Raw genomic sequence first — 12,904 nt, 5'->3', positions numbered from 1 at the left:
TCACGTAAAAGGTCCTGTCATGGAATGCCAACGCCTCTCCCTGCCGCCTTTGAGCGCCCCTGGCGAAGTCGTCACCTTCTATTCCTACAAGGGCGGTACCGGCCGCACCATGGCCCTGTCGAACATCGCCGTCCTGCTGGCGCGCCGTGAAAACGCCAGCGTGCCCGTGCTGATGCTCGACTGGGACATGGAAGCGCCGGGCCTGCACCATTATTTCGAGCAGCACGAGGAGCGGCCGGGCGTGCTCGAGTTCTTCGAAGCGTGCCGCCAGCAGCTCGAGCGCATCAGCCTGGAAACGGCGGGCGGACGCGCCAGCGGGCAGGCCAGGGGGCGCGAAGATGGAGGACGCGAGGATGCGGCGCTGGCCCAGCGCGTGCTCGACGCCATCGACTGGCAGCAGTACGTGGTGCGCGTCGACCAGGGCAGCCCGCTGTACCTGATGCGCGCGGGGCGCTTCGACGCCAGCTACAGCGAGCGCCTGGCGCAGATGCGCTGGGATCAGCTGTTCGACACGTGCCCGGCCCTGTTCCGCTGCTTCGCCGATACCCTGGCCCAGCATTTCCGCTATGTGCTGGTCGATTCGCGCACGGGGCGCACGGACAGCGCCGGCATCTGCACCACCTTGCTGCCGAAAAAACTGGTGGTGGTCTTCACGCCGAACCGGCAAAGCCTGGAAGGCGTCGATGCGCTCGTCACGCGGGCCATCGAGTACCGCCGCAGCCATGAAGACGAACAGCGTCCGCTGCTCGTGTACCCCTTGCCCTCGCGCATAGAAATGGGCGATGGCGCGCAGCGCGCCGAGTGGCGCCGCGGCGACGCGCACAAGGGCATCGCCGGCTTCCAGCCCATGTTCGAGCGCCTGCTGCGCGCTTCCTACGGCTTGCCGCAGATCGCCCTCGACAGCTATTTCGACGAAGTCCAGCTGCAGCAGACGAAAACCTTTGCCTACGGCGAGCAGCTGGCCGTGCGCATCGACCAGGGCGGCGACCGCTTTTCCCTCACGCGCACCTTCGAGGCGTTTTTGCACTGGCTGACGGGCGGCTACTTCCCCTGGCAATCGAGCCGTGAAATCGCCTTGCTGGGGGCCATCAGCGAAGCGCGCCAGGCCTTGCTGGCCGAGCCGGGCCGCGCCGTGGCCCTGCCGCTGGCGCGCGATCTGGCCCGTCTGGGCGAGCTGTACCGCAAGGATGGACGCAGCGGACAGGCGCTCGAGGCCTTCCGCCAGAGCGTCGAGATCCGCGTGCGCCTGCTGGGCGAGGAGCATCCCGACAGCCTGGCGTGCAAGAGCGGCATGGCGCGCCTGCTGCGCCAGCTGGGCAAGTTCGATGAAGCCCGCTTCCTGGAAGAGGACGTGCTCGACGTGCGCGAGCGCGTGCTGGGCAGCGAGCATCCCGACACCTTGGCTGCCCGCGCCTGCCTGGCGAAGACCCTGTTGCTGCAGGGGGAGCTGGCGGCGGCGCTGCTGCTGCAGGATGCCGTGTTGGCAAGCCATGCGCGTCAGCTGGGCGGCGAGCATCCGCTGACCCTGGAAGCGATGGATGGACGCGCCGCCACCTTGCTGCGCATGGGCCGGCTGGCGCAGGCGCAGCAAGTGCTGGCCACGGTGGTGGCGGCGCGCGAGCGCCTGTTTGGCGCCGAGCATGGCGATACCTTGCGCAGCAAGCTGGCCCTGGCGCAGGCCTTGGGGCGCGAAGGCGACCTGGAAGGGGCGCGGCGCCTGTTCGCTGCCGTGCTGCAGGCGCAGGAGCGGCGCCTGGGCAGCGACCATGCGGCCACCCTGGCCACGCGCGATTTGCTGGCCGATATCGTGGCCGGGCAGGGTGACTGGGCCGGCGCGCGCCAGTTGCATGAAGACCAGGTGGCGGCGCGCGAGCGCACGCGCGGGCTCGACCATCCGGAAACCCTGATGAGCCAGCGCAAGCTGGCCGAGGCGCTGCTGCGGCGCGGTGAACTCGATGCGGCGCGCAGCGTGCAGGAGCAGGTGCTGGAAGTGCATGCGCGCCTGCTGGGCGAAGACCACCTCGATACCTTGCACAGCAAGACGCAATTGGCCGGCACCCTGCAGCAGCAGGGTGACAGCGCGGCCGCGCGCCTGCTGGAAGACGCCGTGCTCAGCGGCAGCGACCGGCTCTTGAACGCGCCCGTCACGGGGCATGCGGACAGCGTGCTGGACGGCGCGCGGCATTTGCAGGAAACCATCCTGGCCGGCCGCGCCAACGGGCACGAAGGGGCCGAGCCGGATACCCTGGCCAGCATGATCTCGATGTTGCAAGGCATGATAGAACGCGAACAGTATGCGCAGGCGGGCGAACTGGCCGAACATCTGAAGTCCTGCCTGCTGCGCCCGGGCGTACCGGGCAAGCTGCGCAGGCGCGGCATGGCGCAGCTGAAAAGAATGTACAAATTACAAGGCGACCTGAATGCCTTGCTGGCCTTGCAGGAAGATGAAGTGCAGGCGCTGGAAGGGGCGTTGTCGGAAGCGCGCATCGAGCAGCGCTGATGCGGCGCGCCATGTCCGCGCGGCAGCAGAAATAATGCTGTCTATCGGCGTGCGGCATGCGCAGTGTTGGCATCGCTTCGGGTAAAATCCCGTTATGAGAATTCTTATCAGTAACGACGACGGTTACCTGGCGCCAGGCCTGGCGGCCCTGGCCGACGCGCTCGCACCCATTGCCGACATCGTCGTGGTGGCGCCCGACAGCAACCGCTCGGGCGCATCCAATTCGCTGTCCCTGGACCGGCCCTTGTCCGTGCACAAGGCCGCCAACGGCTTTTACTTCGTCAACGGCACGCCCACCGATTGCGTGCACGTGGCGCTGACGGGCATGCTCATCGAGCGCCCCGACCTGGTGGTCTCCGGCATCAACAACGGCCCCAACATGGGCGACGACACCTTGTATTCGGGTACCGTGGCGGCTGCCACGGAAGGCTATCTGTTCGGCATTCCCGCCATCGCCTTTTCCCAGTCGCAGTTCGGCTGGGCCAACCTGGACGCGGCCGCCCGCGTGGCCAGGGAAATCGTCGAGCGCCAGTTTGACGCCCTGCAGAAACCGTATCTGCTGAACGTGAATATCCCCGCCATCCCTTACGAGCAAATGCAAGGCGTGGTGGCCACGCGCCTGGGCAAGCGCCATTCGGCCGAGCCCGTGATCCGCGCGCTCGACCCCCGTGGCCGTGAAATCTTCTGGATCGGTCCTGCCGGCGCGGCCAAGGAAGGCGGTCCGGGCACGGACTTCCATGCCGTTGAGCATGGACAAGTATCGATCACGCCGCTGCAGATCGACCTGACCCATACCACCCAACTCGATGCACTGGCAAAAGGCCTGGCATGAGCGCTCACTATGACCGATAAGCCGCGTACCTTCCCCCTGTCCCTCGATTCGCTGGCCGGCAAGCCCGCCAGGCAGGGCGGGGGACAGTCGCTGGCCCAGTCCAGGATCGCCACGCCGCAGACGGCCACGCAGAATGCGGCGCAAAACGCGGCGCGGGGCGTGGCGCAGCCGTACGGCACGCACGCGGCCATCGCGCCGTCGCGCGCCCAGGCCATCGCCAATGAGCGGGCGCAGCCTGCGGTGGTATCACCGCCGCGACAAAACCCGCTCGTTTCGGAGGCCGTGCGCCGGGCCATGGTAGCCCGCGTGGCGAAGCAGGGCGTCAAGGACCAGGTGGTGCTCGACGCCCTGCAAGCCGTGCCGCGCCACATGTTCATGGACGAGGCGCTGGCGTCGCAGGCGTATATCGACGCCTCCTTGCCCATCGGCCACCACCAGACCATTTCGCAGCCGTACATCGTGGCGCGCATGATCGAAGTGATGCGCCAGGGCGGCAGCCTGCAGCGCGTGCTGGAAATCGGCACGGGCTGCGGCTACCAGGCGGCAGTGCTGTCGCTGGTGGCGAAAGAGGTGTATTCGATCGAGCGCATCCGGCCCCTGCACGAGCTGGCGAAGGCCAATCTGCGTCCGCTGCGCGTGTCAAATCTGCGCTTGCAGTACGGAGATGGTATGCTTGGCCTGCCGCAGGCGGCGCCCTTTGACGGGATCATCCTTGCCGCAGCCGGCCTGGAAGTCCCGCAAGCCCTGCTGGAACAGCTGGCGCCCGGCGGGCGTCTGGTTGCGCCGGTGGGGGCTAAATTGCAACACTTACAACTCATTACCCGGGTGGGGAAAATGGAATGGACTAGCCAAACCCTGGAAGATTGCCATTTCGTACCTTTGCGCCCGGGCACCATATGATCCCCGGATCAGCTAGCAAGCAGGACATACAATTACATGCGAATGATTAAGAAAAGTAACATACTTCTATGTAGCATCACCTTGGCCGCGCTGTTGAGCGGTTGCGGCACCACGGGCGTCCAGGCGCCCGTCGTGGAGCGCCATCCATCGAGCAGCAGCGCCGCAGCCAGCGATCCGCGCGACCGCGACCCGGCTTATTACACGGTCAAGCGTGGCGACACCCTGTTGCGCATCGCCCTCGAGCACGGGCAGAATTACCGCGACCTGGTGGCCTGGAATGACTTGAGCAACCCGAACGACATCAAGGTCGACCAGGTGCTGCGCGTGTTGCCGCCAAATGGCGACACGGGCGGCGCGCAAACGTCGGCCATCGTCATGCCGCCGGTGACGGAAGTCAAGCCGGCCGCGCCTGTCGTGCCGAAGAAAACGGGCCCGCGCGGCGAGAAGCGCGCGTATTCCGACGCCACCCTGGCCGAATTGCGCGCCGATGGCGGCACCGGCGACGTCAAGCCTGCGCCGGCCCCGGCAGCAGCCGTCGCCACCGCACCGGCCGCCGCCGCGGCAGCCCCTGCGGCATCGGCGCCCGGCGACGAGAAAATCAGCTGGATGTGGCCTTCCGAAGGCAAGGTCATCGGCACTTTCGACGAAGGCAAGAACAAGGGCGTCGATATCGCCGGCAAGGCGGGCCAGCAGGTGGTGGCCGCCGGCGCGGGAAAAGTCATGTATGCCGGGAGCGGAATCCGTGGTTATGGTAATCTTGTCATCGTGAAGCACAGTAATAGTTTATTGTCGGCGTATGCGCATAACCGCAGCATCCTGGTGAAGGAAGGGCAGAACGTCAACAAAGGCCAGGCCATCGCCGAAATGGGCGATTCCGATGCCGACCGCGTGAAGCTGCACTTTGAAATCCGCCAGCAGGGCAAGCCTGTCGACCCTTCGAAATTCCTGCCTAACCGTTAGGTAAAGCAATGACACACGCGCCGCACGATCAGCTGGACGATGACCCGGAACCCCCGGAAGACGGGGCAGACGAAGTCGTGACGGACGATGCCGGCGAACTCGACGGCATTGACGCCGTCGACGCGGGCGAGGGCGGCGAGGTGGCCAGCGTCAGCGTGCTGGTTGAAAGTGTCGATGAACTGAAAAAAGTGCTGGCGGCCGAGCTGTCGACCGATACCACGCAGCACTATCTGAACCAGATCGGCACGCGGCCCCTGCTGACGGCGGCGCAAGAGGTGCATTACGCCACCCTCGCCAAGCAGGGCAATTTTGAAGCCCGGCAAACCATGATCGAGCACAACCTGCGCCTGGTCGTGTCGATCGCCAAGCATTACATCAACCGCGGCGTGGTGTTGCTCGACATGATCGAGGAGGGCAACATCGGCCTGATGCGGGCCATCGACAAGTTCGAGCCCGAGCGCGGTTTCCGTTTTTCCACCTACGCCACCTGGTGGATACGCCAGAGCATCGAGCGCGCCATCATGAACCAGGCGCGCACGGTGCGCCTGCCCGTGCACATGGTGCGCGAACTGAATCAAATTCTGCGCGGCAAGTACCACCTGGAAGCCCAGCACCACGATGGCAAGGATGCCACGGCGGAAGACATCGCCCACCTGGTGGGCCGACCAGTGGAAGAGGTGCAGGATATCCTGGCCCTGTCCGAGCACGCCACTTCGCTCGACGCGCCGCTCGACAACGACCCGCAATCGTCGCTGATGGACATGTTGCCCGGCGCCAGCGAAGACGGTCCTGACGCGCGCGCGGAGCACCATGAAATGACGGTGCTGGTGCGCGACTGGCTGACCAAGCTGCCCGACAAGCAGCGCGTGGTCATCATGCGCCGTTTCGGCCTCGACAACGACGATCCGGCCACCCTGGAAACCCTGGCCGAGGAAATGGGCGTGACGCGCGAGCGCGTGCGCCAGATCCAGCAAGAGGCCTTGATCAAGCTCAAACGGGCCATGGCGGCACGCGGCGTCGTGCGCGACTCCTTACTGTAGCAAGTCTGATAAAACGCCCATGGCGGCGTTGCATGGCCTCGCCGTACTGTCGTACTGTCTTCGGCCACGCGCCTTGCCCTGCGCATTTTCTCAGGCTTGCTGCCCGGTGCGGGCTTGAGCGGCTTTTGCCTGTCGCGATCTGCTATCATACGCCCCGCTCGCGGCGCCTGACCTTTCCCCCATTCTTTCAAGTTCCAGCGCGGCCCTGCGTCCTGGCCCACTCTTACCTATTGATCGCTATGCAAGAAAATATCATCGAAATCAAATCGCTCGACATGGACGCCCGTGGCGTTGGCCATATTGAGAACGAAGACGGCTCGCCGGGCAAGGTTGTGTTTGTCGAAGGCGCATTGCCGGGCGAGCGCGTCAGCTTTGTGACGTTCAAGAAAAAGAAGAACTGGGAAATGGCCCGCATGACGGCGCTGCACCGCGAATCGTCGATGCGCGTGACGCCCAAGTGCAATCATTTCGACAATTGCGGCGGCTGCTCGATGCAGCACCTGGAACCGTCGGCGCAGGTGGCGATCAAGCAGCGCGTGCTGGAAGACAACTTGTGGCATATCGGCAAGGTGCGTCCGCAGAGCATCATGCGCCCCATGTATGGCCCGACCTGGGGCTACCGCTACCGCGCGCGCCTGTCCGTGCGCCACGTCAAGAAGAAGGACGCCGTGCTGGTGGGCTTCCATGAAAAGAAATCGGCTTTCGTGGCCGACATGGATAGCTGCGAGATCTTGCCGCCACACATCTCGGCCATGCTGCTGCCGCTGCGCGGATTGATTGCTTCGCTGTCGATCTTCGACCAGATGCCGCAGATCGAACTGGCTGTGGGCGAAGACGTCACCGCCATGGTCTTGCGCATCATGGCGCCGTTGACGGCGGACGATGAAACGAAACTGAAGGCCTTTGCCGACGAGTACGGCGTGCAATGGTGGCTGCAAGTCAAGGGCCCGGAAACGGCCGTGCCGTTCTATCCGCTGGACAAGCAATTGCATTACCTGCTGCCGGAATTCGGCGTCAAGATGCCGTTCAAGCCCGTCGATTTCACGCAGGTGAACCACCACATCAATCGCGTGCTGGTGTCGAAAGCCTTGCGTTTGCTGGAAGTGCAGCCGACAGACCGCGTGGCCGACCTGTTCTGCGGCCTGGGCAATTTCACCTTGCCGCTGGCCACGCAAGGCAGCGAGGTGGTCGGTATCGAAGGCAGCACCACCCTGACGGAGCGGGCGCTGGAAAACGCGCTGGCCAATGGCCTGGCGGAAAAAACCTCGTTCTCGACGCGCAACCTGTTCGAAGTGACGACGGACGACCTGATCGCGCTGGGCAAGTTCGACCGCATCCTCGTCGACCCGCCGCGCGATGGCGCCATGGCCCTGTGCCAGGCGCTGGTCGGCCTGTCGCAAGTGCGTCCGGACCTGCTGCCGAAACGCATCGTCTACGTTTCGTGCAGCCCGTCGACCCTGGCGCGCGACGCCGGCATCCTGGCGCTGGAAGCCGGCTATGTGCTGAGCAAGGCGGGCGTGGTGAACATGTTCCCGCACACTTCCCACGTGGAATCGATGGCGGTCTTTGATCTGCTCTGATGGCACACCTGATAAAACGTCCATAGCTGCGTTGCCTTGCCTAGCCGTACTTGCGTACTGTCTTTGGCAAGGCGTCTTGCCCTGAACGTGGAAAAACGTCCATAGCTGCGTTGCCTTGCCTAGCCGTACTATTCGTACTGTCTTCGGCAAGGCGCCTTGCTCTGAACGTTTTTCAGGCGCGCCGAGGGTATCCCGGCCGCTTGCACAGGTTCCGCTTTTTCTCCCACCTCCACACCAATACCACTTACAGCGTGTTATAAAACTGGTCTGTATTTTCCCGATCCAGCGTCTTTTTACATCCTTCCTCTGCCGTTTTTTCATTGTCCAGTAGGACAACACGCCATTTGCCTCCGCCGCTGCGCTTCTTGCGCAAAGTGGTATTGCCCACTTTGAGGCCACTTCAAAACCACTTGACCGCCTATTTTTTCAGCAGCATGCTGTTCTTGCAACTGCAAAAAACAAAATCACAGGGTAGCTCTTCATTGAAGCAAAGTGGTATTTCCGCAAACCTGAACAGGAGACAACGTGGAAAATTTAATACTCAAAAAAACGATCAGGAACATGATGGTATGTCTGGCCAGCGGTGGCGTGCTGGCGGCATGCGGCGGTGGCGGCGGTGACGCCGGCGCGCCGGCTGGGTCGCAATTGCTGGCGGCCAGTACCGTGGTCGCTTGCGTGCCGTGGCAAGAGGGCGGCACGTATAACGCGGGCACGGTGGTCACCTACCTGGGCGCCAACTATACGGCCCTGGTGACGCAGACGGATCACGTGGGCTCGGGTTGGAATCCCGTTTCCACGCCGAGCCTGTGGAGCGCCGGCGGCACCTGCGACGGCGGCACCACGCCGACGCCGACTCCCACCCCAACGCCGACTCCAACTCCCACGCCAACCCCGACCCCGGTGCCTACGCCGACTCCAACCCCCACTCCGACGCCAACGCCAACCGGCGGCACCTGCGCGCTGGCGTGGGTGGCCGGCACGGCTTACAGCGCGGGCGCCACCGTCAGCTATGCGGGCACGAATTACCGCGCCAACTACTGGACGCAGGGCGACAATCCGTCGACCAGCAGCGGCGCCGCCGGCACGGGCAAGCCGTGGACCAGCCTGGAGATCTGCAGTACCACGCCGACACCTACTCCAACGCCGACGCCAACCCCGACTCCAACACCGACACCGACGCCGACGCCGACGCCGACGCCGACGCCGACGCCGACTCCAACACCTACTCCCACACCAACGCCAACGCCAACGGGCCGCGAAGTCGGCTCCTATTTTGCGCAGTGGGGCGTGTATGGCCGCGACTATGAAGTGGCGAACGTGCACACGAGCGGCGTGGCCGACAAGCTGACCTTCATCAACTATGCCTTCGGCAACATCTATCCGAAAAACGGCGGCTATGAATGCGCCATGATCACCAAGACGGAGCCGGGTGCGACGAATCCGAATTCGCCGGACGCGGGCACGGGCGGCGATGCCGAGGCCGACTACATCCGCACGCCGAAGCGCACCGTCGATGGCCAGGCGATTCCTTGGGATGCACCGTTGTCGGGCAACTTCCTGCAGCTGAGAAAACTCAAGGCGGCGCACCCGAACCTGAAATTGTTCATCTCGCTGGGCGGCTGGAGCTGGTCGAAGAACTTCTCCGTCGGTTCGGCCACGGATGCGCTGCGCAAGCAGATGGTGCGTTCCTGCATCGATATCTACATCAAGGGCAACCTGCCGGTGCAGGGCGGTCGCGGTGGCGTGGGCGCGGCGGCCAACATCTTTGACGGCATCGACATCGACTGGGAATATCCGGTCGGCGGCGGCCAGCCGTACAACACGGTCAGCCCCAACGACAAGCGCAACTTCACCTTGCTGATGGCGGAATTCCGCAGCCAGCTCGATGCGCTCGGTGCAGCCAACGGCAAGCGCTACCTGTTGACGGCCGCTGTCGGTGCCGGCAAGGACAAGATCGACAACACGGAACCGGCCCTGTACTCGCAGTACATGGATTGGATCAACCTGATGACCTACGACTTCCACGGCGGCTGGGAAAACAGCACCAACTTCAACGCCCAGCTGTTTGCCGATCCTGCCGATCCGTCGACGGGCATGGCACGCGAATACGTGGGTGACAAGGCGGTGCAGTACATGATTGCCGCCGGCGTGCCGCGCGACAAGCTGCTGCTGGGCATACCGTTCTATGGCCGCGGCTGGACGGGCGTGGCGCCGGGGCCGAATGGCGATGGCCTGTACCAGGCGGCCACGGGCACGGCGCCGGGCACCTACGAGTCGGGTATCGAGGACTATAAAATCCTCGTGGCCAAGGCTGGCACGCGCTATTACCATCCCGTGACCAAGCAGCTGTACCTGTACACGGGGGCGGGCGGCCAGTGGTGGAGCTATGATGACCCGACCGTCATCGGCACCAAGGTGAAATATGTGAAGGACCAGGGCTTGCGCGGCGCGTTCTCGTGGGAACTCGATGGCGACGCGAATGGCGTGCTGGCAACCGAGGTGTGGAAGGTGCGGTAATACTGCGCTAGAGTAGGAGGCGGCCGGGCGGCATACGCTGCCCGGCCGCTTGTTCACATAAAAAACAGGAGACGGGCGATGGCGGCGGTATCGACATTCGGAGTCAAGCAGAAAGAACAGCAGCCGGAACAGGAGCTGAGCCGCGAATGGCGCAGCTGGATCGCGGAAAACCTCATGCTGGGCAGCCACCCGTCGGCGCTGATGCCGGTGCTGCAAAAGGCAGGCATTACGGAGCCCCTGGCGCGCCGCGAAGTGGAGCTGGCGCTGCAGAGTCCCTACCTGGCCGGCGCCGTGCGCCTGTCGAACCGGCTGGCCAAGCGCGACTGGGTGATCGACATCCAGCGCAAGCTGAACCAGTTGCGTCCACCCGAGATTCCCCGCCGCGAGAAACTGACGGCGCACGAGTTCCTGACGGAGTTCTATTCCACCAACCAGCCGGTGATCATCACGGGCATGATGGACGACTGGCCCGCCATGGCCAAGTGGAGCCCGGCCTATTTCCGCGAGCATTACGCGCAGCGCGAAGTGGAAGTGCAGTTCGGCCGCGAGGCGGATGCGCAGTACGAAATGAACAGCGTGGCGCACAAGCGCAAGATGGCGTTTGGCGAGTACGCCAGCCTGGTCGAGGGCAGCGGCGCGACCAACGATTTCTACATGACGGCGAATAACAATTCGCAGAACCGGCAGGCGCTGCGCGAGCTGTGGGATGATATCGGCCAGCTGCCCGAATACCTGGAGCAGAGTGGCGGCCTCACGGGTTTTTTATGGTTTGGCCCGGCCGGCACGGTGACGCCATTCCACCACGACCTGACGAACAACTTCATGGCGCAGGTGCAAGGGCGCAAGCGGCTGCGCATCATGGCCGCCTGCGAGGTGGCGCGGGTGTACAACCAGCGCCACTGTTTTACGCCCGTCGACGGGCGCGATATCGACCTGCAGCGCTATCCGCTGATGGCGGACGTGCAAGTGCGCGAATGCGTGCTGGCGCCGGGCGAGATCCTGTTTCTGCCCGTCGGCTGCTGGCATTTCGTCGAAGCGCTCGACATATCGATGACGGTGGCGTTTACCAATTTCAAATGGGATAACGATTTTTACAGCAAGTATCCGCCGAATCACGACTTTTGATCGTGGGCTAAGCTGCCGCGAACAGCCGCCGTACAGGCGGCTTTTTTCATGCTTCAGAGCGTTTCGTGCAAAAAATATTTCCATGGAAAAATTGATTCAAATCATTTCACAGCAAATATTTTGATATGAATGGCCATGATGTTTCATTATCCAGATGGCGATGGCGGGCGGATAATTTTATGGCTGGCGCGGCGCCGGGCTGCGGAGTGGACTTGCCGGCGCGCCAGCACCGACAACCATCTGGAGGCGGCAGGGCATGAACACGCAGCACACGACACAAGCAGCAATGCAGTTGCAGCAAACACCGAAAATCACCATGGACACGCGGTTGACGCGCGAGGCGGCCGAGCTGCTGGCGAAGGCCGACATCCATTTGAATGGCCGCGCCGCCTGGGACATGCAGCTGCGCAAACCGGGCGTACCGGAGCGCGCCTTCGCCAGCGGCAACCTTGGTTTGGGCGAAGCGTACATGGATGGCGACTGGGATGCGAACCAGCTTGACGAATTCTTTTGCCATTTGCTGCGCGCCAGGGTGGCCGACGACGTGCGCCCCATGCGCCTGGCCTTCCATGCGCTGACTGCGCGCCTGTTCAACCTGCAGACGGAACGCCGCGCCTGGATGGTGGGCAAGGAGCACTACGACCTGGGCAATGCCTTCTATGCGGCCATGCTCGATCCGCGCATGACGTATACCTGCGGCTACTGGAAGGATGCCGGCAACCTGGCCGAGGCGCAGGAAGCCAAGCTCGATCTGATCTGCCGCAAGCTGCGCCTGGAACCGGGCATGCGCGTGCTCGATATCGGCTGCGGCTGGGGCAGCTTCATGCGCTATGCGGCGGAGAAATACCAGGTGCGGTGCGTGGGCGTGACGATCTCGAAGGAGCAGGCAGAATATGCGCGCGGCATGCCGGGCGGCGAGCACCTGGACTTCCGCCTGCAGGACTACCGCGACACTGATGAAAAATTCGACCGCATCGTCAGCATCGGCATGTTCGAGCACGTGGGCCACAAGAACCATCGCACCTTCATGGAAGTGGCGCACCGCTGCCTGGAAGACGACGGACTGTTCCTGCTGCACACGATCGGCAAGAACAAGCGCCATTCCACGTGCGATCCGTGGATCGACAAATACATCTTCCCGAATGGCGACTTGCCGTCGCTTGGCCAGATCGGCGACGCCATCGATGATCTGTTCGTGGCCGAGGACTTGCATAACTTCGGCGCCGACTACGACAAGACCCTGATGGCCTGGCATGCGAATTTCGAGCAGGCGTGGCCGCGCTTTGCCGCCCAGCTGGGCGAGCGCTTCCACCGCATGTGGTCCTACTATCTGCTGTCCTGCGCCGGCGCCTTCCGCGCGCGCGACCTGCAGCTGTGGCAATGGGTGCTGGCCAAGCAGGGCGTGCTCGGTGGCTACGAGCGTGTCAGTTGAGATGTGCGGCAACTGATA

General features: G+C 63.7%; 9 protein-coding genes. All 9 read left to right on the top strand.

Going from position 1 to position 12,904, the window contains the following annotated elements; all coding sequences use genetic code 11:
* Window positions 1–19: 19 nt before the first annotated feature.
* The 9 genes from U0004_RS21990 to cfa all read left to right on the top strand — a co-directional run bounded on the left by U0004_RS21990 (window position 20) and on the right by cfa (window position 12,886).
* Window positions 20–2,500, top strand: a complete 2,481-nt coding sequence (locus U0004_RS21990) for a tetratricopeptide repeat protein (protein ID WP_071653621.1) — start codon at window positions 20–22, stop codon at window positions 2,498–2,500.
* 94 nt (window positions 2,501–2,594) lie between these two features.
* Window positions 2,595–3,332: a 5'/3'-nucleotidase SurE gene (gene surE / locus U0004_RS21985; RefSeq protein ID WP_034789072.1), complete on the top strand. Its 738-nt coding sequence runs from the start codon at window positions 2,595–2,597 to the stop codon at window positions 3,330–3,332.
* Window positions 3,333–3,341: 9 nt separating this feature from the next.
* Window positions 3,342–4,232, top strand: coding sequence for a protein-L-isoaspartate(D-aspartate) O-methyltransferase (locus U0004_RS21980; protein ID WP_070254077.1), 891 nt, complete (start codon window positions 3,342–3,344; stop codon window positions 4,230–4,232).
* Between the two features lie 42 nt (window positions 4,233–4,274).
* Window positions 4,275–5,192, top strand: coding sequence for a peptidoglycan DD-metalloendopeptidase family protein (locus U0004_RS21975; RefSeq protein ID WP_070254075.1), 918 nt, complete (start codon window positions 4,275–4,277; stop codon window positions 5,190–5,192).
* Between the two features lie 8 nt (window positions 5,193–5,200).
* Window positions 5,201–6,232 carry an RNA polymerase sigma factor RpoS gene (rpoS, locus tag U0004_RS21970; protein WP_034789065.1) on the top strand — a complete coding sequence of 344 codons (1,032 nt, stop codon included), beginning with the start codon at window positions 5,201–5,203 and terminating at the stop codon, window positions 6,230–6,232.
* A 239-nt stretch (window positions 6,233–6,471) separates the two neighbouring features.
* Window positions 6,472–7,812, top strand: coding sequence for a 23S rRNA (uracil(1939)-C(5))-methyltransferase RlmD (gene rlmD / locus U0004_RS21965; RefSeq protein ID WP_070254073.1), 1,341 nt, complete (start codon window positions 6,472–6,474; stop codon window positions 7,810–7,812).
* A 561-nt stretch (window positions 7,813–8,373) separates the two neighbouring features.
* Window positions 8,374–10,329, top strand: a complete 1,956-nt coding sequence (locus U0004_RS21960; protein WP_269462220.1) for a glycosyl hydrolase family 18 protein — start codon at window positions 8,374–8,376, stop codon at window positions 10,327–10,329.
* 78 nt (window positions 10,330–10,407) lie between these two features.
* The gene (locus tag U0004_RS21955; protein ID WP_081345453.1) at window positions 10,408–11,454 is read left to right on the top strand and encodes a cupin-like domain-containing protein; all 1,047 of its coding nucleotides are present in this window, start codon (window positions 10,408–10,410) and stop codon (window positions 11,452–11,454) included.
* Between the two features lie 286 nt (window positions 11,455–11,740).
* Window positions 11,741–12,886 (top strand): cyclopropane fatty acyl phospholipid synthase, encoded by a 1,146-nt coding sequence (cfa, locus tag U0004_RS21950; protein ID WP_115057551.1) that lies wholly within the window; start codon window positions 11,741–11,743, stop codon window positions 12,884–12,886.
* Window positions 12,887–12,904 lie beyond the last annotated feature (18 nt).

The organism is Janthinobacterium lividum (assembly GCF_034424625.1).
In the GTDB taxonomy this organism is placed as follows: Bacteria; Pseudomonadota; Gammaproteobacteria; order Burkholderiales; family Burkholderiaceae_D; genus Janthinobacterium; species Janthinobacterium lividum.
This window is presented reverse-complemented; position numbering and strand designations above follow the sequence as displayed.